The sequence below is a fragment of the Tolypothrix sp. PCC 7712 genome, assembly GCF_025860405.1.
In the GTDB taxonomy this organism is placed as follows: domain Bacteria; phylum Cyanobacteriota; class Cyanobacteriia; order Cyanobacteriales; family Nostocaceae; genus Aulosira; species Aulosira diplosiphon.
Genome location: NZ_CP063785.1, coordinates 5,036,076 through 5,057,974, shown reverse-complemented (window position 1 = coordinate 5,057,974; position 21,899 = coordinate 5,036,076). Strand labels below are relative to the sequence as shown.

Sequence of the window (21,899 nt, the reverse complement as noted above, 5' to 3'; positions counted from 1 at the left end):
GATTTTGTCTAGGGAATAGAGAAAAAAGAACCTCTTCCCCAAACCAAATTTACTTTTATACAGCAGATTCGACGTTTATGAGGTACAGCAGCTAATTGAAAAAGTAATAAGTAAATTTCCTACTCATTACTCATTACTCATTACTCATTACTCATTACTCATTACTCATTACTCATTACTCATTACTCATTACTCATTACTCATTACTCATTACTCATTACTCATTACTCATTACTCATTACTCATTACTCATTACTCATTACTCATTACTCATTACTCATTACTCATTACTCATTACTCATTACTCATTACTCATGATGTCCCTCACTTACTACAAAAGTTCTGTATATTACTAACAGCGCAGCGAAACCCCGTAAAAACCTGACGTACACTCGGATAATACCAACTGCGAAAACTAGGGCGCAGTACCCAAGGACGTGTTACCCAACTACCGCCTTTTAATACGCGATGTTTCTGGTCAAAATAAACTTGGGAATAACCTGTGTAAGGGAAACTTTTAAATCCTGGATAGCCATCAAACCAAGTAGCTGTCCACTCCCAGACATTACCCAAAGTGTCGTATAAACCATAGGCGCTTTGTCCACCAGGATAAGCATCAACAGGGGTAGTTTTACCAATTAAGCGATCGCAATTACAATTCTCAGTTAATGCTGGTGCTTGGGGATTCCGCCTAGCTGCTTTTTCCCATTCGGCTTCTGTGGGTAGCCGCTTCCCGACAAACCGTGAATAGGCTTCTGCTTCGTACCAGCTAACGCCCCAAACCGGGTGATTATCCCAGGTAACATTTCCCTGCCAGTATAGCGGTTGAGTTACCTGCTCTATTTGTAACCACTCCCAGCCAGCCTTTGACCACCACTGAGGATTTTGGTAGCCGCCAGCCTCTATAAATGCGCGATATTGTCTACAAGTGACAGGATAACGGTCAATATAATAGGTGTCTAAATATACGTTATGTGCCAAAGATTCGTTATCTAGCGCCTCAATAGAGTTGTTACCTTGTTCAAATTCACCTGCAGGAATTTGAATCATTTCTTCCAGGTTATGAGGCGCAGCTGGACTAACAGCATCAAGGTAAAGTGAGTTATTTAAAGGAAGTTTTGTTAATTCCAACACCATGCTAATAATTTCACAGTGTTGGCTTTCGTGTTGAATTAAAAAGCGCCACAGCCGTTCATGTTGCTCAACATCAGCGACTTTGAGGATATCTAAAGCTTTGCTTCTGACTGTATCTAGGTAATTAAGAATTTCCCCTAAATCAGGTAATTCCACACGCTTGGCTTTGGGTAAACCATCAGCTGCAAACAGCTGACAGTATTGCGGAAACAAACATGGTAAACCTGCAATGTGTTCTAGCAACCACAAAGATTCAATGTAAGCAATATGACCTAAGTGCCAACCAACAGGGCTAAAATCTGGATGGGGTTGATGACAGAATGTCTGTCTATCCATACCCTCAAACAGTGTCAGAGTTTTCGTGCGACATTCAATAAACGCAAGAATAATATCTTCTCTGACACTAGATATGCTCAACTTGGATAACACGGTCTTCTCCCACACTGATGATGCTATTTTCTGGGCAAGTTGTCCAATTACCATTAAATATCGGTTCAGAAGCAATAATTACCGATTCAGGGAAATTTGAATCATTCTCTAACCAGTAAAGAGAAGGCGCAGGTGATTTACTACTAAAGCGACAAGCAATTAGGCGATCGCCATCACTTAAAATGATGTTGGCAGAAACATCACTTTCATACTCGGCTGCTAATTCCAACAAGTGAAGTAATGTGATGTGTAAAGCCTGTTCTGGAGTCTTAGCCGGGTGAGATTGCAACTGATTTAACAGTAAAGCAAAGATATGCTCTGAATCTGTACTTCCCTTAATTGATTGATAAATCTCATTGCTGAGTTGATTGCGAATCGGTCTATATAACGTCTGGCGGAAATTCTCAATTCTGCCATTATGAGTAAATAACAGCCTCTGATACTGAAATGGCTGAGAGTTACTAAAATCTAAAGCTTGGCCTGTTGTCGCACTACGCACATAGCCCAAAATCCGCCCTGATTCCACATAGCGGCTCAGATGTGGCAGATTTTGGTCATTCCAAATCGGCAAAATATGTTTGTAGATAAATGGTTCGGTATCCTTTTGAGCATGATACCAACCAATTCCAAAGCCATCAGCGTTGACCACTCCAGAAATCATTTCCTGAGGCTGATAACTCTGCACAATCAAGGAATGTTCTGGTGTGTATAGTAAGCGTTCTAAAGAAATTGGCGAACCGAGGTAAGCAAGTAAACGGCACATAATATTGAATCTTCAGTACTCAGCGACTTGATTATAATTAGTGGCGACACTTGTGTGACCACTAAATAGCCCCAATGCTTGCTTTATTTCGGTTCCATCATCACAATAGCCGATTAGCTAGCAACAAACTTTAAAGCTACACCATTCATGCAGTAGCGCTTACCAGTGGGTTTAGGGCCATCATTAAATACATGACCCAGGTGTCCACCGCATCGGCTACAATGCACTTCAACTCTCGTCATAAAAAACGATTTATCTACAGTAGTAGCGATCGCACCTTCAATAGGATTGTAAAAACTGGGCCAGCCAGTACCACTGTTAAATTTGGTTTCTGAGGTAAATAAGGGTAAATCACACCCTGCACACAGGTATTCCCCCGCCGCATATTGCTTATCGAGAGGACTTGTACCAGCGCGTTCCGTACCATGTTGACGCAGCACCCGAAACTGTTCTGGTGTCAGCGTTGTGCGCCATTCTTCCTCAGTTTTGGCGATTTCAAATTCATTATTCTTTGCAGCTGTCATAACTTTTGGTTTCCTAAGTAGATAATTTGATAACCATACTGTGCCAAACATAACGGCACCAGCTTCTAGAAGATATCGCCTTTTCATTACCCTGTTACCAACTTCGCCTGTTGATTCACTAATATCAGCCATAACCCTGAATTAACCCTGATAGCAACCTGAAAATGCTCTCAGAATCATATCAATTTAGGTGTATGAGCCTGAAAATAACTGACTCAACCACAAAGTTTTTGAAGAGGGTAAGTTAATCAATACAAGGAGGACTTACCGAACTCCTCGTAGCTTTGTAACATTCTGTTGTATTTTGTTTCAAAAATACATTGTAACGAGAACAGGCAATCTTAACAAAACTGGTGATTGGGGAACTCGGGGCCCCCACGACCGCAGGGAGTGGGGATTAGGGGTAATGGGGACTAGGGACTGGGGATAAGGGGATAAGTTACTCTTGACCTTTGACTTTTGACCCTTGACAAACACCAATTACCAATTACCCATTACCAATCGGCTATACTGGAAAAGCCTAAAATTTATCAATCACTTTTATTTATTAAAATAAAAACTAAAAATAATTGCTTCTATCATTGGGAGTCTCTAAACTTAAAATTAAAATGGTCAACTAAAAGTTGATTTTTAAGCTTCTAGATTCACATATTGAGAAAAAAGTCAACAGTAAGTAAACATCCTATAAAATTAAGATATTACGCCTGTGGAACTCTCTAACAAATCTGAATACGCACTTCTCGCTCTGTTAGAGTTGGCTAGTTGTTACCCTAGTGGTGAATCTCTACAGATTCGGCAGATGGCAGTGCTGCAAGATATACCGAACCGCTATTTAGAACAATTGCTAGCAACTTTGAGGCGTAGAGGTTTAATTAAGAGCATACGCGGAGCCAAAGGTGGCTATGTTTTAGCGCGAGATCCGCGAAAAATTACATTGCTAGAAGCTTGGAGCAGTATTGAAGGAGTAGATGCTGCAGTACCGACTGTTGACCAAAATTCCAAAACTCTAGAAACTCAAATTATTAACGAAATTTGGCAAGAAGCGCGTCAGGCGGCTAACGCGGTTTTAGAAAAATATACTTTGCAAGACCTATGTGAGCGACGACTCAAACACCGAGAAAAAGAACTGATGTACTATATCTAAGCCACAGCCATTAACAAGTTATTTATAAATTCTCAATGATGCAGGGGAACAGGAAAAAGTCAACGACAAATCCTGTTCCAATACTTGTCGGTTAAGGGGAAAAGGGGAAGGGGAAAAGGGGCAAGAAAAAACCTTTAACCCTTACCCTTTCACCTTTTCCCCAAACCAAATTAAGAGTTTAAAATCCTTAACCGAGCAGTATTGAATCCTGTTCCCCTTCTGCTTTATTCTGTAATCAAATCTTATTTACTCAGCACTCAGCACTCACAACTACATCCTAACAGTGAGTAAAACCGTCTTATTTAGACGGTCTTTGTTGCGAAATTGAGAGTGTGTAGTTATACTGTCGTTTTGATGATTCACCGATATAAAAAGAGTATTCTCCTGCTGGCCAGAAACCAGACATCTCTGCTTTTCCACCGGAGTAACTATCGGCTTGAATACAGAAGCGTCCTCCAGGGCCATTAATCAGCAGCGTCGGTTGTCCTTCACTCTCAACTGTAACGCGCAAATAAGGTAGTGACTCTTTCACCTGGATAACTTGGCTGGGTTCATCGGGAAGATTTCCACAATTACTTGCCACCGAACCGCCAGAATTGCCATTTAAAACTAGCGGCTCTGTCCGTAAGTTGGCATTAATAACGCTGGGGGGATTCTTGGCGAAATTAGCATCCGTAAAAACCAAATTCATCACCAAAGCTGCGGGAACAACCGTAAATAGTCTGTGCATTTTCATATTATTAAATTAATGCTCCCGACTGTGATCGAGCGATATTGTTAAACATAATCTAAGTTTTTAGACGATGCTAATAAATTTGTGTTCCCTAATACAGAGTATAAAATTTTATCTTTTTAAGAAAAAAATATACCTTAAATAAGATGAAAAAACTATAAAGTCGTTGCATAGTAAGTGTTTGTAAATAAATAACACTTGCTGGTAAGTGATATACCAAAGTTACCAGTATGATTTTTCTTGATCAATCCTTGTTTTATGGCAAGTCCCGTACTATTTCGGAACTTCCGGATTAGCGATGATAAATCATGAAATCCTTGCCATGAAGCTGTTTGAAAAATTTATGCCTGTACTTTTTTAAGAAAAAGATACTCTGCCTTCACTAAAAATGTCTAGCAAACACATACATTAGCTAAAATCACAGACAAAACCGCTTATAAACTGAGGTAGAAAAGATAGATGAATCCTCAACCTGATGAAGATTTGCAACGTCGTCTCCAAAACCTAGAGGCAGAGATTAATTCCTCCCCAAGAGAGGTTTCCCAGCCAGAAAAACAAAAACAGCCATTTGAGTTTAGTTTTGAGAGTTTAAACTCGCAACTAACAAAATTGCAAAGCTGGTTCAATACCTTGTCTGGAACTAAAAAGATAGTATTTTTAGGCGTGACGGCTGTAGTAGGTATTGCAATGTTGCAAACAGTACTAAAACTTGTAGCTTCTGTAATTAGCCTGGCAGTATTGGCAGTGTTGGTGTATGTTGGATACAAATTTTTTGTGTCTAATAGTTTTCAGCAGAAAAAATAGTCTATTTGTAACGATCCCGTAGTGGTGTGAAATAAAGTTAAAGGGAATTATACGATGGCGACCCCAATTGTTAGGAGAAGTAATAATCAATCTAGTAGGTCAAAAGACCCAGAAAAATCGAGTTCTCTGCCATTATTAAGCAAGCGCTTTGCAGCTTGGGCAACAGAAATGACGCTGGTGGTTGCCAGTGGTTTGGTTCCCTTCGGCTTGGGAGTGTATGCCAATTCCAGAAGTGATTTGAACCGTGTACCGCTGAATCCGGTTTTAGTGGTAACAGAAAGAGCGATCGCAAGGCCTTTGGCTTTACCTGTGAGCTATGGTATTCGTAACGTAGCTTGGCCCACTAATATTTTGTGGAGCCTAGCTTTATTAGGGCCTGTGACACTTTCGACATGGCAGTTATTTTTACTCGCAAAAACAGGTAGCACCATTCCCAAACGTCGATTTGGGATTAAAGTGGTGAACGAGCAAGGCACAGCGCCGGGTTTTGGTGCTGTGGTAATCCGCGAAGGACTAGGACGTTGGACTGTACCGTTATCTGTAGCCTATCTGCTGTGGCGCTATAGTTTAGCTTTTCCTAACTTAGGAATTTTCGCAGTTTTGGCCTTATTAGCGATCGCCTCTGAAGGAATTGGCTTACCTGCAAAAAATGGGCGACGGGCAATACATGATATTTTGGCAGGTACTCATACAGTAGATGCCACTCGCCCTTTACCAGCTTCCTTCTCAGATGCTAGCCGCGAAAGTCAAGCCGCTGTCAGCAGCGATGCTGAGTCATTAGCGGATGATCAACAAGGAGCCACGGCATCAGACAATACACCAGCACATCCCCTAGTGGCACTAATTCGGCGTAATCCTAATCTCACATTGATGGGTGTCACACTGGTGAGTATGGTAGCTGTATTAACCACTTTAGTCGGGACTCAAGTCTACATCCAAACTCAAGAAACACAGCGCAAATCGCAGCAAATCAACGGCCAACAGTTTCTAGAACTCGTAAAACAGCTGAACTCTAGCTCATTTGCTACTGTTGAAGAACGCCGCAGTGCAATTGTGGCTATGGGTACTCTCAACGATCCCCAAGCAGTTAAATTTTTAGCAGATCTACTAGTTAAAGAAACCAACCCTATGCTAGTAGATACAATACAACAAGCTTTGGCAAATATTGGGATTAAAGCTTTACCTGAGCTAAAAACTCAAAATCAAATTATTGCTGGGGAAATGGGAGCTGCAGGTACTAATGCAGTCCAGAGATTACAACTCAATCAAAAAGCCATCAACAAAATTCTCGCTGTTTACAGTGGTCAAAGCAACGGCATTGATTTGAGTCGCAGCCAATTAGGTGTCGTCGGTTCTGGAGAAAATTCCTCGTTCAACTTAGTCTTAGACAACGTTGATTTATCTGGAATTAAATTCAAATCTGCCAATCTCAATCAAGCTAGCTTTAAAGGCAGTCGTTTTCGCAGTGTTGGTGAAGATGGACGCTGGGACACCTACGACGATGTCATCGCTGATTTAACTCAGGTGCAGATGAAGCAAGCCAATCTCACCGATGCTAATCTCAGCCGTGTAATGTTGAACCGTAGCGATTTGAGCCGCGCCACTCTCAACCGAGCCAACTTATCTGATGCCCGTTTAATTAATGCTAATCTCAGCAGCGCCCAGCTAGTGGGAGCCGATTTGCGTGGCGCAGTATTAGAAAATGCTAGCTTAACAGGGGCAGATTTAGGCGATGCCAAACTCAACGAAGCTGATTTATATGCTGCTCGTTTAGGTCGTGTAGTAGCTATAGGCACTCAGTTATCCTATGCCAACTTAACCAAAACCGATTGGCAAGGCTCAGATTTATCTGGCGCTGATTTAGAACGTGTCAATCTCAGCAATGCGAATTTAAGTGCTACTCGGATGACTGGTGCAGTGTTGCGTTCTGCTCAAATGGAAAACGCCAACTTGCAAAATGCTGATTTGAGCCTTGTTGATTTACGGGGTGCAAACGTTGCTGGTGCTGATTTTAAGAATGCAGTTCTTTCACCCAGCAAACAAGACCCAGCAGATGAATTTGTCCAAACACCATCTAAAGGTTCCGTTTCTGCTGTAGTGCAAGGAGTTGATTTTTCTCAAGCCAAAAACTTAGATTCCAAACAGCTTGCTTACATTTGCACCCAAGGCGGGATTCATCCGCGTTGTCCGTAGGGTTGGGGACTGGTGACTGGGTATTGGGGATGAGGGAGACAAAAAAATAACAAATCCCAATTACCAATTACCCATTACCCAATGCCCAATGCCCCATGCCCTATGCCCAATGCCCAACATCAGCGATAACATAGGTATTAAAAGGAGCCATTAAAATTTTAAATGGTGTGAGGAAACGGGCAATGAAGCATCTCCGGTCTTTGGTTGTAGTTCTGGGCGCTAGTTCGCTGTTGAATATGGCTACAAGCAGTCAACCAGCACAAGCTCAAGTTGCTTATGGTAGTTATGTTGGTGTGGGCCCTTCTGTAGGATTAAGTGATGGGGCGCAAATTGGTGGGGTGGTGGCTTTTCGTTATAAGCTTTTAGAATCACCGATTTCTTTTCGTGCCCAAGCTTTGATTGGTCATGGTACAGCAATTGTGCCTACGGTTTCTTACGATGTCCCTATCAACTGGCAAACTGATGCCTACTTGGGTGCAGGATTGGCGTTAGCTAGTGGTGACGATCCTTCTCCAGTGGGGAATAAGATTAGTTTTGCTTTGCAACCAGGAATTGATTACACAGTTCCTAATAGCAACACTGTACTTTTTGGTAACGCGATTATCGCTTTTGATGCCTACCGCAATGGTGGTGGTACTGCTTTTTCTTTGCAAGGTGGTGTAGGTTTAAGATTTTAATGACTGAATTGAATATAAAAGCTAAATTCCCAAGTCTTGTAGGCGTGGGATTTTTTTATGTTGTTCAACACAGTCTCTATGAACAGTATGGTTCAATACGCTTGGGTTAAGATCATTAGCGATTAATACTTGTTAAACAAGCCAGCAGAATTGGGGGATTCTCCCCCAAACCCCCGATTGGGTGACGGTTGCGTCCCCCAAACCCCCTCCAAAATTATTGTTCTGTTTTTTGTTGAGTAACTAGTCTTTTATTTTTGTAGAACTCAGCACTTTCAAAGAGTGAACACACAGGGGCGCAGAGTTGTGTATGATCGAACAGGTCACTTGGTTCTGATGGGGATCAGTCATCAGAGGTAACGGGGAAAGTTCGGTGTAAATCCGGCACTGTCCCGCAACTGTGAAGCAATTTGAGATGTGCAAGATTTTGTAGTCGCAATTTCTCAATTGTGTAAGTCAGAACGCCCACCAAAGTTGATTGTTTTGTTCTCACATCTGCGAGGTACAGATGACTGCTGTGAATATTTCTGCGAGTAATTTGGGTGAATCTTCCCATACTCTATTTGTTTGCAAAACCTGTGCCAGTGTTTGGCAAGAAGGAAAGCGTGTAGGCGAGAGTGGTGGGGAAAAACTATTACAAAAACTAGAATTTCTAGCACAAGATTGGGAGTTGCGAGATAAGTTTCCCATTCAGCAAGTGGAATGCATGAGTGCTTGTAACCGTTCCTGCGTTGTCGCCTTTGCTGCACAAGGTAAAACTACATATCTGTTTGGTGATTTGGCAGTGGATGATTGTGCATCTGCGGTGCTGGAATGCGCTAGTCAATACTACAGCAAGCCTGATGGTTTACTGCCCTGGTCAGAACGCCCAGCAGCCTTGAAAAAGGGGATTTTGGCGAAGATTCCCCCCATTGGGAGATGAGGAGATTGGGGACTGGGGAAAGGGAGATGAGGGGGATGAGGGGGATGAGGGAGATGAGGGAGACAATACCAAACACCAAACACCAAACACCAAACACCAAACACCCAATTACCCATTACCAAATGACAAATGACAAATGACAAATGACAAATGACAAATGACAAATGACAAATGACAAATGATAAATGACAAATGACAAATGCCAAATGACAAATGCCAAATGCCAAAGTTTTAATTTTAGGTGGGACGGGAGATGCGGCGGAAATAGCTGTAAGAGTTGCTACTATCCCAGGAGTTGAGGCGATCGCATCTTTGGCTGGTCGTACTCGTCAACCGTCGATTCCGTCTGGAAATGTGCGAATTGGTGGGTTTGGTGGTGTGGCGGGTTTGGTTAGCTATTTGCAAGAGATGAGTATTGATTTTGTCATTGATGCTACCCATCCTTTTGCTAGCCAAATTTCTTGGAATGCGGCGGCGGCTACTGCTGAGGTTGGTATCCCTAGGTTGCTGTTCAATCGTCCTGCTTGGGAAAAGGTAAATGGCGATCGCTGGATTGAAGTTGATAGCATTACTGATGCAGCCGCAGCACTTTCTAATCAAGCACAACGAGTATTTTTGACTGTTGGTAGACAAGAACTCAGCGCCTTTGCACATCTAGAAGGGATTTGGTTTTTGATGCGGGTAATTGATCCGCCTAGCCCTGATGCTTTAACTCCGCCGGGTTTGGTATTGTGCGATCGCGGCCCTTTTGCTTTAGATAATGAACGAGAAATTCTCATTCACCACAAAATAGATACCATCGTTAGCAAAAATAGTGGTGGTGATGCTACTTATGCCAAAATTATTGCGGCGCGAGAACTTGGTATCGAAGTTGTGATGGTAAAGCGTCCAGCTATACCGCCAGGTGAGCAAGTAAGTAATGTAGAAGATGTTGTGGCTTGGTTGTTGAGTAATTTGTAACGTTTAGAAAAAGATGAGCTTCTACAAATCCGTTCTATCCCTGTGCTGTCACTCTCCGAAAACATTTGCCATTTCTGAATTATGCGAGCTTTTATCTACCAAGGGTTAACAAGATTTTTTCTAATAACAAATACAACACTATTAGGATAGCTTGTATGGATTACCTGATGAGGCTTCTAGGGATTACCCTCCCGGAGAGTGAAAAAAGCAGGATATTAGGGCAAAACATTCTGTAAAAATTCCCTCTGAATGCTTCACCCCAATAGAGAATGGGATAATTACAGCCAAGGATGGCGCGGGGGATAGACACCATTGAGGAAGTAGTTACCAACAGCGTAGTATTTCCAACGGACGGGATCATGGAGTGTGTGAGCGCGGGCATTTCGCCAGTGGCGATTGTAGTTGAATTCCTCTAATGTGGATTTAGTACCTGCTAGTTCAAATAACTTGTTGGTAGCTAGGATTGCGGCTTCGGTGGCTAAGGCTTTGACTTCTGCAACTGCAATTGAGGCTTCAACTACTTTGGGTTCTTCTAAGCCTGACTCGTTGGCGATATCCAGAAATTCGCCTGCACGACGCAGCAAAGCTTCAGCAGCGTGGACTTGAATCTGCACGTTACCAAATTCGTATAGTGTCAGGGGGTCTTCGTAGCCTTTTTCTAAATTACTATCAACCCAAGGACGGGTATGGTTACGGACAAAGTGAATGGTGTCACGGACTGCGGCTTTGGCAATTCCCACGTCTACTGCGGCTTGGATGATTTGAGCGATCGCACCCATTGGTGTTGCTCTCTCAAAGGCTAAATAGTGCGGTATGACGTGTTCTGCCTTGACTTTGACATTTTCAATAATGGTAGTACCGCTAGCTGTGGTACGCTGTCCAAAGCTTGTCCAGTCATCGAGTAGAGTCAGTCCTTCGGCATCTCTCTCCACAAATGCTACTACTGTTTTACCATCCGGGTTGCTGGCAATCACAGGAACCCAATGGGCTAGTAATGCGCCAGCCGAGTAGTATTTGCGTCCGTTGAGTACGTAGTCAGAAGCATCTGGTGTTAATTTGGTTTGCACATCGGTGACAGACTTGGTGCCAATTTCCGAGAAGGCGTTACCAAAGCGTTTGCCTTGTAATACTAAATCAAAGAAGAATTTCTTTTGATCATCCGTACCATCCAACCTGACTGCTTCCACCATGTAGAGGTGATTTTGGGGAATTTGTCCGAGGCTAGAATCGGCTTCGGAGATGATTTTAATTACTTCTGCTAAGGTGACGTTTGAGACAAAAGCACCGCCATATTCTTTCGGGACTGTAATTCCCCATAATCCGCTTTGCGAGAACTTCTGCACTTCTTCGGCAGGTAAACGCCGAGTTTGGTCGCGTTCTGAGTCGCCCTTGGCAAACTCAGCTGCTAATTCATGGGCGATCGCGATCGCTTCCTTGTCATCACGAATAATATGCGCCTTCTGTTCTGTATTAATTAGTGATGTCATGATAAAACTCCTTGATTCTGATTTATCGTGTTTAAACGCAGAGTTGTCCCAAATTTAATTTGCTCGGAAATTTGGGCAATTATGAAGATGATTTGGTTACTTAAAAATCGTGATATAGCCGTAGTCAAGTTGGTTAGGACATCGATAAATCATAAAAATTAGACAGCACAAGGCTTTTCACCCTGTCACCTGTCCCCTGCTATATCTGCGTAGGGTTTTCCTGTTGCTGTAGAAGTGGGTTTAGCTGCGATCGCAACAGCTTGGCTCTACAAAACCCACTTCTACAAGATATATGACTGTGAATCTATACCACAGCCAACTCATCAGCAGCCCGACGATGAGATTTAAGTTCCCGCACAATGGGGATTACCTTCTTACCGAAGGCTGGCAAATCATCTGTGTAGTGTAAGAAGCCGCCGAGAATGAGATCAACCCCTGCTTCATGGAATTGGCGAATCTTTTCTGCTACTTGTTCAGCCGTACCAATCAAGCCTGACTTGAAGCCATCGTTATACTGTACTAAATCTTCAAAATTGGAATTTGCCCACATTCCCTCACGTTCACGAGTTGCAGCTCCCGCTTGTTTGACGGCTTCGCCAAATCCTTTCACTGCTTCTACATCGGCTTGGGCAATAATCTCGCGCAATACTTCATGGGCTTCTGCTTCTGTATCTCGTACGATGATAAAGGAATTTAGCCCAAACCTAATTGTGCGTCCTTCTCGACGAGCTAATTCAGACACTTCGGCAATCTGCTCTTTTACCCCTTCTAGGGTATTACCATTCATAAAATACCAATCAGAAACGCGGCCAGCCATACGCCGGGCGGCTTTGGAGTTACCACCTTGGAAAATCTCTGGATGGGGATTCTGATTCACCGGTCTAGGCTTCACCCAACCGCCGTTAATCCGGTAGAAGTCGCCTTTAAAGTGAAACTCATCCTCTGTCCATAAGCCTTTGAGGACGCGGATAAATTCTTCGGAACGACGATAGCGTTCGTCATGGTCTAACCAATGTTCACCATATATAGTGAATTCATCTTTGAACCAGCCGCTAACTACATTCAAAGCAAATCGTCCGTTAGAGAGAAAATCAATACTAGCACCGATTTTAGCGACTACTCCGGGATGCCATAATCCAGGATGAACCGCCGCAATCAACTTCAATTTTTTGGTGACTGGAGCGAGGGCTGATACGGTTGTAAATGCCTCTAGTTGGTACTCAGCCCCATAGCTGGCGATAAATCTAGCTTGGGCTAGAGCGTATTCAAACCCAACCTCTTCAGCTGTTTGAGCTAGTTGAGCATTATAGTCATAAGTCCAGTTTGTCCGTTGGGGAATTTTACTAACTACTAACCCCCCACTGACGTTGGGAATCCAGTATGCGAACTTAATATCTACCATAATTGTGTATTTGAGAATGAAACAGCTTGGTTATTTGTGGAAGTCTGCTTGTGATGCAACAAGTCCGAATTTGTCATCACTAAACAAATCACTTAAAAATTGATCCAAAAAATCTAAAGCTTGATAGCGGCTGCAAAGTCCTCTGAGTTTACAAGTAAACAATCTCAGGATCTGATATTGACAATATACTATAAACCGATTGATTTACCGCATTTTCATGTTTCAGACTTTATCACGACAATTTTGCCGATGTCGTGACTGCATATACTTAAATTCCATTTCAGTATTCCATTTTGGAATACCGCTAACGTTTGTTGAATATTTAATAATTCTTTTATATTTGGTGGGTATCATCCTGATTATGTCCAAGAAACCCGAAATACAGGACTCAACAAAGGATTACTACTATTCCATATCGTGATAAGTGAATACTTTTCAACGCTTGAGATTACTCTCATCTGCAACTATACACAGCAGAAATAAATATGGTAGTGTGAACTACTAAACCACGGCAAAGAGATAAAGATATCGTATTTTATTGAATCTCTCGTCGAAAAAGGCACAGGAAGAAGATTTATGGCACTTCAGTTTGGAATTTGGTCGCCAGTCTGTGGTGGATGGTTGCGGGTTGTGAATCACGAGGCTAATGTATCTTCGCAAGATTTGGTAAAGTTGGCAATTGAAGCAGATGAGTTAGGTTATGACTTCTATTACATTCCTGAACATTACTTGAATGCTATTCATGGGCCTGACTACAATGTCGCTGACGCATGGATTACAGCAGCTTTGGCAAGTTTGAATACCAAGAACATCAAGATTGTGGCGGCTGTACAACCCGGTTTTAAACTACCTGCGGTGGTTGCTAATGTAAGTGCAAACATTCAAAATCAATTAAGTAAAGGCAGATTTGCCCTGAGTGGGATTGCTGGATGGTGGAAGCTAGAAGTAGAAAGTTATGGAGATATTTGGCTCCCCCATAGTGAGAGATACGCCCGATTGGAAGAGTATATTGAGGTCATCAAGGGGCTGTGGACAGTCGATAACTTTAATTATGTTGGCAAATATTATACTATTAAGGATGGTATTTTAACTGATAAACCTCTAGCAACACCGCCTATTTTTATTGCTGGAGAATCAGAGCGGGCAATTAATTTAGCAGCACGTCACGGAGATTATTTATTTATCAATGCTGATGAACCAGAAAAAACAGCAGCATTGGTGCAGAAGGTGAAAACATTGGCAAGCGATCGCTACGGGCGTAATATTCAAGTAGCTATGAGTGCGTTTGCGATCGTTGGTGAACATACAGCCGAAGCTGAAGCTAGACTAGCTGCGATTTATCGTTCTGCTGATCAGCAACAGATTAAATACTTTCAAGAGCAAATCGATCCTAACGTAGTTGCCCATAACAAACTAGATATCAGTCAAACCATTGAAGCAAATCTTGGTTTATCTGCTCAACTGGTAGGCGATCGCTATACTATTATTCAACGTCTCAAAGAATACGAAGCTGTTGGCGTTGATTTAATCATCCTCAAATTTGAATCGATGTTGGAAGATACTATCCGCTTCCACAAACTAGTTATTTCCGAATACACACAACAAAATAACTTAGTTAGGTTGTAATTAAAATCTTGCCCTACATAGCATGAATAAGATTAAACTCGAAGATATTACCCTCAATCACCTCAAAATTTTAAAAGCAGTAGATGATTGTGGTAGCTTCTCGAAAGCAGCCCAAAAACTAGGATATAGTCAAGCACTAATTAGTAAGAAAGTAAAGCAAGCAGAGGATTATTTTGGGGTAATTCTGCTAAATCGCTCTCCTGGCTCTATCTGCTTAACTAATAAAGGCAAGAAATTGATTTCCCAAACACTTAATGTTGTTGAAACTGTAGAAAATCTGCGAGAAGAATTTCACGCAACATTTAGCGCTGAGGGTGAAGATTTGATATTGGGAGCGACTAGTTTAATTTTAGAAGTCTGGTTAAAACAATATTCGCAGCGATTTCAGCTTTGTTTTCCCGGTAGAAATATCAAAAAAATTGAGGCTCACAGTAATAGTTTTTTCTCTACTTCTCAAGTCTTAGATATAGATTTATTGCTTAACAGTTGTTCTGGATATAAGGAAGAACATCACTGTACTAGATTAACAACTCATAAAATGGTGCTGTTCTCTTTTGGGAAAAATAAATATCCCAATGAGTATAGCTTGATTAAAATAAATGAGATTGACTGGGCTGAAGTTGTACTTTTAGATGAGGTTCATCGGGAATTATCTAAAAATGAATTTTTGTTGGAGAAATTAAGTAGGGTTAAAATACTAACCAATTATCAAGATGTCCTCAAATATGCTTCAGGAAATCAGAAATCAACCGTTTTACCTGACTTTTGTGAAGCTGAGATCATATCTCAATACCAAGTTTTAACCTCGACCATACAAGATGTTAATGAATATGGGATTTATATTCATGTTCCCCGCTTTAGTGAATTGTTAATTTCCGCAGAGGGTTTGGTCAGAAGTTTTAGACTCGAACAAAATAACTTGGAAAGTGTGCCTAATGTAAATTTAATTTTAGGTAGCTATTCTGCTAAAGAGGAAAATGTTCTGAGGATAGGGATTCAGCGTGATTCCATAGGACAATTTATTGCAGGCTATGGAACTAAGTATATTTCTGATTTACAGAGATCATCCGCATTAATTGAACAGCCTATTTTTAAAAATGTTGAAATTCATCGAGATTTTGATTTACAAATTCTGCCCTTTTCCTCTGGAGAAGAAATGAACCGCCAGATGAAACGCAAAGAACTAGATATTTGTATTTTAGATGATATTTCTCTCTTGAATAATGGTAGTCAATTTTTTGATGATTTAAGTTTTGGTTCTAAATTAATTGGGATTGCTTCGTATAATCTTTTGGGTCAGGATGTGAACATTGTTCTCCATAAAGATTCTGCCATACATACTGTTAATGAGCTTAAAGGAAAAAGAATTTCTACGTTATTTGGTTCAAATGCCCATCGGTTCATCATTACTCTGTTTGACCTCTATAATATGGATGTCAGTAAAGATTGTAGATTAATAAATGAAGATCCACAAAGGGCTAGTAGGAGTCTCGCTAACAAAACTATAGATGCCTACGTGTGTTGTCACACTTTTGCGTCAATTTTAGAACGATATGCTTTTGTCAGAAAACTGCCTTTATCTCAAACAAATAGTTTAAGAATTCCATCAATTAGAGGAATTGTTTGTCGTTCACAGTTTATTAAAGAAAACCCGAAAATTGTTGTAGCTTATTTACATGATTTGCTAGTTGCTAACTATTGGTTTAATTCATCTCCAATTCAGGCGACAGATTTATTAACTAAAGTAATTGATGTGAGAAAAACTCAAGTTAATCAGTTTTTTAATCCTGTATTTGGTAACCGCATCGATCCGACCCTCAAACCTCAATGGTCTTGGTTGCTAAAAACTTTAAATCGCAGGTTGGAAGGAAAATATGGCATTTCCCTGTTTGATGTAGATTTCTGGATAGATGATTATTTCTTGAGGCTCGTCTATAACCTGCTAAATTTAGATTATCATTTTCATCAAGTTTCTTTTGCAAGTGAATTTTCTAGTAGCTATTTTTTAGAAGAACAGTTTAGCCGACACCTGAAAGTTCTCTATGATAATTATGATTTACCACTACAAGATGAAGATATCAGTCATAGGGCAATATCCAGTGTCAACTTCACAAAAGTCAGCACCACTTAAATCAACTCCAAATCAGAACAAATGCTGAGATACTCAATTAAATTATTATTTCATGACTGAAAGTATCAAATTGTACCTACATAAATCAATTCATCCCTCTATTCAGCAACGCTGAAAAATTCAGCCCTTCACCCAATGTGCAACTCAAAATCAATCAACCGATAGTTCAACACATTAACAGCCTGTTGTTCTAGCTGAGTCGATAGAGTCTCAGCGATATCGATCATCTGATTTATTTCAGCTTGCCATGCTAAATTTGTGCTAAATACTTCTCGGTAAAACTGGATACACCCTCGCAAATGAGAAATGAATGAATGAGTTAATCTAGTTTTATAATGATTTAATGCAGATATATCAGGAATGCGATCGCTCAAAATTGCATCAATTACCGCTCCTGCCAATATTGCACTGCGTAATACAAAAGGCGTACCTTCTCCACTTACAGGATCAATCTTAATCGCAGGTTCGCCCACCATCAGCCAACCTAAACCGCAGAGAGGCCATTCCAAGTGGGGGGCAGAAACAAAACAATTTACCTTTTGCAAATCGTTGACAAACTTGCTGATTGTAGTGCTTTGATACAAACATTCTAATAACGCCCGTCGAGGATTGACTGGCGTTATCGGCAAACATGCCTGAAGCATAGCGCTAGAGCCATTGACTGGAGCATAAAATAACCAACCGTCAGCCAACGATTCCATATAACAGGTGTATGCAGATTTGGGCGTGTCTTGTACCTCTGCGGTGACTATGACTCGTTGACCACCAATCAAAGATTGAGAACTTTCAGACAAAGCGATCGCTACGCCCGCCGTTGGTGTAAAACTTCCCTGCGGGACGCGGCGTGAACGTGGAAGCAAGCTAGACGCAGCAGCACCTTGTTTGTGTTTGGTATAGACTGTCCAAGCATATTTCTGGGATATTTGTTCAGCAGTCCATTGACTAGCATCAATCATAGGCGTGTGCTGTATGACCTTGGAGTTTTTTAGTAACTCTAGTAAAGAGTGGGTTCTAATCGCCAATGCAGGCTGTTCTACCAGCACTGGCTGTGTGCCCCAACACACCCAACGATGAGTCAGACGTTGACTATCAACACCCAAATTCACATCCGGGAAAAGTTCGGTAAGCAATGTTTCGCTCACATCGTTGAGTACTAATGAAGGCCCGTAAAAGTTAGATTTTTTTGGGTAACATAGCAAATCGCAAGGATAACCCAGCTTAGTTAAAACTGCGACTACAGCATAAGCACTCAAACTATCGCCAACAACAGCCACACGAGTCACGTCGCCTCGCTCCTAATTCAAAATTACAGTACTTCCGGTAGCTATGAGGTCAATCCTAAAAGCTGAAGCTGAAAGCGATAATAGGAGGAGGCAAGGAGAAAACTATATTGCATACGCTGTAACATACTTCCTGCTTCCTGCTTCCTCCTTCATGTCATCGTTGTTAGGGAACAAACTTCAGACTGACTCATTGAAATGTGGTTTCGGAAATAGCATTATCAAAATGTGCAAACACTTCATCAATACTTTCATTGTGTGCTTTCTGCAAAACTTTAGAAAGAATCGGCTCTTTCAATACCTTGGATTCAGTCAATGGTGCTTTTTGGGCAAATTGAGCGATCGCAGGGCTTTGTAATACCCCTGATTCTAGCAATTGCCTTCTGGCTGTATTTAACAAAGTGTGGGCAATCTCCTGGGATGTAACAGGAGGATCGCTTTCCCACCATTTAGGAATAGTAAACAGTGGTGTCATTCCTTTTTCTGCCAGTTGAAAATTGATTGCGTTCAGCTTAAACATCAAGGAAATCGCTTTGCGTAGCGATGCACCACTGATTTTCTCATTTTGCATAGCAAACGCCAACTTCAAAAACACTATCAACGTTAAATATACAGCGTCACTTTGTTTTTGTAGGATGAACCCTTCGCTGCCTAATTCTTCAACGTGGGGAACACCATAGAGCTTACTGTTAGGTAATTCCGGGTTAGGTTGATCGCTTAGTTCACTCCAGTGACCGCCGCGAATATATTTTGGCAAATCACCACGACCCGCATTGTCATAGAAAGCCAAATTCTGCTGGGCGGTACTGAAACGCACATAGTGTCCTTCACCCTCATCAATAATCAGCTTGATGATCTCCACCGCCCGACGTTGGGTTTCTGGGTCTAACTCTTCTGGCGAAAGCTGTTGCAACGAGGTCTGAATCCCAACATACATCCCATCCAGCCCAATTGAGGTAGAGCGACTAGGTTCTTCTACATCGATAAACCACTGCAACTGAGTACTGGTAAGACTTTGCAAATAAAAAGGTACTTCAAATCTGCGTCCAATTTTCGCAGCCCGTTTGACAGTCGTTTCGACTCCCAGTAACTTTAGTACTTGGTTAACCCAGTGCAAATGGCGCATTTCATCAATAGCGATATTGAAGACCTCATTCGCCCCTTTCCAAATACGGAATGTTTTCAAATCTGGCTCTGGCGGCTCCTCGGCTGGAGCATTTACAGAATAGTAGGCGTAGAGATATTGCACCGCTAGAGCGTGTTCTACTGTAGCTAAATAAGCTAATTCCTTTTTAATTTCTTCTAGAGTTAAAATCCGTCCTTTCGGGGGAATAGGAGGTTTGTAGGATTCGCCATATTCCCGACCATTCACCACTGGGCGCAGTTGCTCCCAATCGACCATCATTTCTGCATAGTCGATTTCCCGCAGGCGACGAGCTTCGTAACTGTTAGCAATATCTTCGGTTTGTGGTTCTATATTCGAGTTCTTACGCTGGAAGTTGAGATATTGGTATTTACCATCTTCACTACTATTGACATCAGGCTTATTAGATGCCCAATAAAAACATTGGCAATCCCGGAAATCGTAAGTCCAGGGAGTACACAGGGTACGTGTGAGTTCACCTGGTTTGTAAACATCTGGATCAATGACACCTTGATTGCTCAAGTAAACTGACCGATCTGTAATCAAGACGGCAAATTTCAATTTACCATTTGGATCTCGTTCTACATGGCTATTGTTATTGTTCCAAGAGCTATCTAACTGAGCTTTCGCAGCGTTCAGACTATCACCGTTCGTTGGTGGTTTCGTCCCGATCGCCACGGCAGTTTTTCCCGCAAACAGCGCATTAACTTTGCGCCAGATATATAAGCCGCCTAAGTCTTTAGTATCAACGAACTCAATGGCAGGCGGATTTTCTGCATCCTGATCAGCAGCAGTTTTCCCCTTGAGAATCCACAAAAACAAGTCATCTTGGAGATCGCTTTCTTTCAATCCTAAATTAATCCACTGGGCGGCGCGATCGCTGGGAGTTAATTCCACAAGTCGAGCGCCATCACCCCGATAAACTTCAAAATACAAACCGGGGAAGAAGTACTTATGTAGATTCCTCGCATCCATTTCCAACCCAGGATAGCAATTGTCTACAGCATCTTCTGGGCGGGTAGTGGTTGGGTTCCCCGGAACAATGTAAGCGGCTCGTGCAGTCAGGTTACGCGGAAAAATCTTCCATTCTTTTGGATCTTGGGGGGAAAATTCATTTGGCCGCCACGGGTTATTGTTCTTGGTGATTTTCATATTTTTCCACTTAAATTTGTAATTCCGTTTGCAAAGTAGGTTTCGGGAGTCACAAAATACTCAGGAGTGTAAGTAGACAATTCGGCATAAGCTGCCAAACAGAATTCCAGCCAGCCGCGAATGTAATCGCAGCCAATTCGCCCACGTTTGCTGACTTCGTGGTAACAACCTCCTCCACAGAGGTAACGCGCCCAACAATCACTACATGGTTTGATGGAGTTGACATGATGGCGCTGTAATAGCTGCTGTCGAGCCGCAAAGTCTGAGCCTTGCTGGACTGAACCCATAGCCCACTCTTCATCTCCTACCAATCGATGACAGGCATAAAGTTGGCCTTGGGCATTCACGCTCAGATAACCCGCACCTGCACCACAGGGGTAGGGACGATGGCTACCACGATGGATTTCATTAAGTGCCGTTTCAAAGTTGGTAAATGGGAAACGCTTACCCTGCAACAGGTGTTGTTTACATACCTCACCACATTCGATCATGTGCTGCAAAAATAGCTCGAACTCTTCAGGCCCAAAGGCATACTCTGCATTGGGTGACACCAGCACCGGAGCAAATCCCGCATCATCAACACCCAAGGACAGGACATGCTGCAAAATTGGCAGTAAGCGTCCGCTTTGGGGCGTGACTGTCATCCGAGCCGACAAATGACCAGGACGCTGAACTGACATGACTTCTAAGCCACGTAAAACCGCTGCGTAACTTCCGCGACCATTGACTGTTGGGCGCAATTGGTCATTGAGCAATTGCGGCCCATCAAGGCTAACAGACACATTAAATCGGTACTCGGCGAATAAGGCTGCATCTTCCTCTGTCACCAAAGTGCCGTTTGTAGTCAGAGAAAACCGGACTTTATGTCGGGTTTCTTGACCGCGCTGGCTGGCATAACGAGTAATGTGGTGGATTAATTGGCGGTTTAACAGCGGTTCTCCCCCCATAAACCCGACAACTAAATCTACACCAGGCTCGGCCTCGGCGATGAGACGGTCTACGGCTTGCTGGGCAATGTCCTGGGGCATAAACTGGGTTTTGCTGCCAAACTTGCCTTCGTCAGCATAACAATACTTACAGCCAAGATTGCAGCTTTGGGCAACGTTCAACGATAAAGAACGCAGGGGAGGCGGTTCGAGGGGAGTATCATCAATGGCAGGCTGACCACCTGGCATCACAAAGCTTTGGCGAAAGTTGGCGATTTCCTGCTCGTTCACCGAGTCGTCTACCACTAGCAATTGAGCGATGCGCTGGGCGGTGGACTCGTCGAGATCGAACACTCGTGAAGCGTCTACCACCAGCAAGTGTTTGGCAACAGCACTCTCAAATAGATGAAAGTCGCGGGATAAATTGTCTACTTCCGGCGAGATGGGTGACTGTGGTAATGGAAGATTCAT

General features: G+C 42.3%; 18 protein-coding genes and 1 riboswitch. Of the genes, 9 read left to right on the top strand and 9 right to left on the bottom strand.

The features are described from left to right. Window positions 1–324: 324 nt before the first annotated feature. The 3 genes from egtB to msrB form a co-directional block, all read right to left on the bottom strand. The gene (gene egtB, locus HGR01_RS20690) at window positions 325–1,563 is read right to left on the bottom strand and encodes an ergothioneine biosynthesis protein EgtB (RefSeq protein ID WP_045870175.1); all 1,239 of its coding nucleotides are present in this window, start codon (window positions 1,561–1,563) and stop codon (window positions 325–327) included. Beyond that, window positions 1,538–2,326, bottom strand: coding sequence for an ergothioneine biosynthesis protein EgtC (gene egtC, locus HGR01_RS20685; RefSeq protein WP_045870174.1), 789 nt, complete (start codon window positions 2,324–2,326; stop codon window positions 1,538–1,540). The genes egtB and egtC overlap by 26 nt, the downstream gene beginning before the upstream one ends. Window positions 2,327–2,439: 113 nt before the next feature. After that, entirely contained in the window at window positions 2,440–2,937 is a 498-nt protein-coding gene (msrB, locus tag HGR01_RS20680; RefSeq protein WP_045870494.1) for a peptide-methionine (R)-S-oxide reductase MsrB, read from the bottom strand. 619 nt (window positions 2,938–3,556) lie between these two features. Between msrB and HGR01_RS20675 the strand changes: the two genes are divergently transcribed. Then, window positions 3,557–3,994 (top strand): RrF2 family transcriptional regulator, encoded by a 438-nt coding sequence (locus HGR01_RS20675; protein ID WP_045870173.1) that lies wholly within the window; start codon window positions 3,557–3,559, stop codon window positions 3,992–3,994. A gap of 298 nt (window positions 3,995–4,292) precedes the next feature. On the opposite strand, the gene HGR01_RS20670 is transcribed toward HGR01_RS20675, so the two are convergent. Continuing rightward, window positions 4,293–4,730 carry a hypothetical protein gene (locus tag HGR01_RS20670; protein WP_045870172.1) on the bottom strand — a complete coding sequence of 146 codons (438 nt, stop codon included), beginning with the start codon at window positions 4,728–4,730 and terminating at the stop codon, window positions 4,293–4,295. A 456-nt stretch (window positions 4,731–5,186) separates the two neighbouring features. Here HGR01_RS20670 and HGR01_RS20665 point away from each other — a divergent pair, with 456 nt between their 5' ends. From HGR01_RS20665 to HGR01_RS20640, 6 genes are all read left to right on the top strand, one after another. Further along, window positions 5,187–5,531, top strand: a complete 345-nt coding sequence (locus HGR01_RS20665) for a hypothetical protein (RefSeq protein ID WP_045870171.1) — start codon at window positions 5,187–5,189, stop codon at window positions 5,529–5,531. A 54-nt stretch (window positions 5,532–5,585) separates the two neighbouring features. Further along, entirely contained in the window at window positions 5,586–7,724 is a 2,139-nt protein-coding gene (locus HGR01_RS20660) for a pentapeptide repeat-containing protein (RefSeq protein ID WP_045870170.1), read from the top strand. A 182-nt stretch (window positions 7,725–7,906) separates the two neighbouring features. Continuing rightward, window positions 7,907–8,401, top strand: a complete 495-nt coding sequence (locus HGR01_RS20655) for a hypothetical protein (protein ID WP_045870169.1) — start codon at window positions 7,907–7,909, stop codon at window positions 8,399–8,401. A 308-nt stretch (window positions 8,402–8,709) separates the two neighbouring features. Further along, window positions 8,710–8,886, top strand: a riboswitch (cobalamin riboswitch). Between the two features lie 20 nt (window positions 8,887–8,906). Next, window positions 8,907–9,320 carry a DUF1636 domain-containing protein gene (locus HGR01_RS20650; protein WP_045870168.1) on the top strand — a complete coding sequence of 138 codons (414 nt, stop codon included), beginning with the start codon at window positions 8,907–8,909 and terminating at the stop codon, window positions 9,318–9,320. Continuing rightward, on the top strand, window positions 9,310–9,453 hold the full coding sequence (locus HGR01_RS20645; RefSeq protein ID WP_168160969.1) for a hypothetical protein: 144 nt from the start codon (window positions 9,310–9,312) through the stop codon (window positions 9,451–9,453). Before HGR01_RS20650 ends, HGR01_RS20645 begins: the two co-directional genes overlap by 11 nt. Before the next feature lie 80 nt (window positions 9,454–9,533). Beyond that, complete coding sequence (locus tag HGR01_RS20640) at window positions 9,534–10,280, top strand: cobalt-precorrin-6A reductase (RefSeq protein ID WP_045870167.1); 747 nt, start codon at window positions 9,534–9,536, stop codon at window positions 10,278–10,280. 278 nt (window positions 10,281–10,558) lie between these two features. Here the strand turns inward: HGR01_RS20640 and HGR01_RS20635 are convergent, their stop codons facing one another. Both HGR01_RS20635 and sfnG read right to left on the bottom strand, forming a co-directional pair. After that, entirely contained in the window at window positions 10,559–11,767 is a 1,209-nt protein-coding gene (locus HGR01_RS20635; protein WP_045870166.1) for an SfnB family sulfur acquisition oxidoreductase, read from the bottom strand. Between the two features lie 304 nt (window positions 11,768–12,071). Then, window positions 12,072–13,169: a dimethylsulfone monooxygenase SfnG gene (gene sfnG, locus HGR01_RS20630; protein ID WP_045870165.1), complete on the bottom strand. Its 1,098-nt coding sequence runs from the start codon at window positions 13,167–13,169 to the stop codon at window positions 12,072–12,074. Between the two features lie 576 nt (window positions 13,170–13,745). On the opposite strand from sfnG, the gene HGR01_RS20625 reads away from it, so the two are divergent. Further along, window positions 13,746–14,795, top strand: coding sequence for an LLM class flavin-dependent oxidoreductase (locus tag HGR01_RS20625; RefSeq protein WP_045870164.1), 1,050 nt, complete (start codon window positions 13,746–13,748; stop codon window positions 14,793–14,795). 22 nt (window positions 14,796–14,817) lie between these two features. Continuing rightward, window positions 14,818–16,926, top strand: coding sequence for a LysR family transcriptional regulator (locus tag HGR01_RS20620; RefSeq protein ID WP_045870163.1), 2,109 nt, complete (start codon window positions 14,818–14,820; stop codon window positions 16,924–16,926). 128 nt (window positions 16,927–17,054) lie between these two features. On the opposite strand, the gene HGR01_RS20615 is transcribed toward HGR01_RS20620, so the two are convergent. The 3 genes from HGR01_RS20615 to HGR01_RS20605 all read right to left on the bottom strand — a co-directional run bounded on the left by HGR01_RS20615 (window position 17,055) and on the right by HGR01_RS20605 (window position 21,899). After that, complete coding sequence (locus tag HGR01_RS20615; protein ID WP_045870162.1) at window positions 17,055–18,209, bottom strand: NAD(P)/FAD-dependent oxidoreductase; 1,155 nt, start codon at window positions 18,207–18,209, stop codon at window positions 17,055–17,057. A gap of 187 nt (window positions 18,210–18,396) precedes the next feature. Beyond that, entirely contained in the window at window positions 18,397–20,502 is a 2,106-nt protein-coding gene (locus HGR01_RS20610; RefSeq protein ID WP_045870161.1) for a ferritin-like domain-containing protein, read from the bottom strand. After that, window positions 20,499–21,899 (bottom strand): radical SAM/SPASM domain-containing protein, encoded by a 1,401-nt coding sequence (locus tag HGR01_RS20605; protein WP_052335170.1) that lies wholly within the window; start codon window positions 21,897–21,899, stop codon window positions 20,499–20,501. Before HGR01_RS20605 ends, HGR01_RS20610 begins: the two co-directional genes overlap by 4 nt.

What these genes read in the sequence shown, in the direction of transcription:
- msrB (WP_045870494.1), bottom strand. Translation starts at nt 2,937, where the DNA reads ATGAAAAGGCGATATCTTCTAGAAGCTGGTGCCGTTATGTTTGGCACA.
- HGR01_RS20660 (WP_045870170.1), top strand. Translation starts at nt 5,586, where the DNA reads ATGGCGACCCCAATTGTTAGGAGAAGTAATAATCAATCTAGTAGGTCA.
- egtC (WP_045870174.1), bottom strand. Translation starts at nt 2,326, where the DNA reads ATGTGCCGTTTACTTGCTTACCTCGGTTCGCCAATTTCTTTAGAACGC.
- HGR01_RS20640 (WP_045870167.1), top strand. Translation starts at nt 9,534, where the DNA reads ATGCCAAATGCCAAAGTTTTAATTTTAGGTGGGACGGGAGATGCGGCG.
- HGR01_RS20625 (WP_045870164.1), top strand. Translation starts at nt 13,746, where the DNA reads ATGGCACTTCAGTTTGGAATTTGGTCGCCAGTCTGTGGTGGATGGTTG.
- HGR01_RS20665 (WP_045870171.1), top strand. Translation starts at nt 5,187, where the DNA reads ATGAATCCTCAACCTGATGAAGATTTGCAACGTCGTCTCCAAAACCTA.
- HGR01_RS20610 (WP_045870161.1), bottom strand. Translation starts at nt 20,502, where the DNA reads ATGAAAATCACCAAGAACAATAACCCGTGGCGGCCAAATGAATTTTCC.
- HGR01_RS20620 (WP_045870163.1), top strand. Translation starts at nt 14,818, where the DNA reads ATGAATAAGATTAAACTCGAAGATATTACCCTCAATCACCTCAAAATT.
- HGR01_RS20650 (WP_045870168.1), top strand. Translation starts at nt 8,907, where the DNA reads ATGACTGCTGTGAATATTTCTGCGAGTAATTTGGGTGAATCTTCCCAT.
- HGR01_RS20670 (WP_045870172.1), bottom strand. Translation starts at nt 4,730, where the DNA reads ATGAAAATGCACAGACTATTTACGGTTGTTCCCGCAGCTTTGGTGATG.
- sfnG (WP_045870165.1), bottom strand. Translation starts at nt 13,169, where the DNA reads ATGGTAGATATTAAGTTCGCATACTGGATTCCCAACGTCAGTGGGGGG.
- HGR01_RS20635 (WP_045870166.1), bottom strand. Translation starts at nt 11,767, where the DNA reads ATGACATCACTAATTAATACAGAACAGAAGGCGCATATTATTCGTGAT.
- HGR01_RS20655 (WP_045870169.1), top strand. Translation starts at nt 7,907, where the DNA reads ATGAAGCATCTCCGGTCTTTGGTTGTAGTTCTGGGCGCTAGTTCGCTG.
- HGR01_RS20605 (WP_052335170.1), bottom strand. Translation starts at nt 21,899, where the DNA reads ATGAATCTTCCATTACCACAGTCACCCATCTCGCCGGAAGTAGACAAT.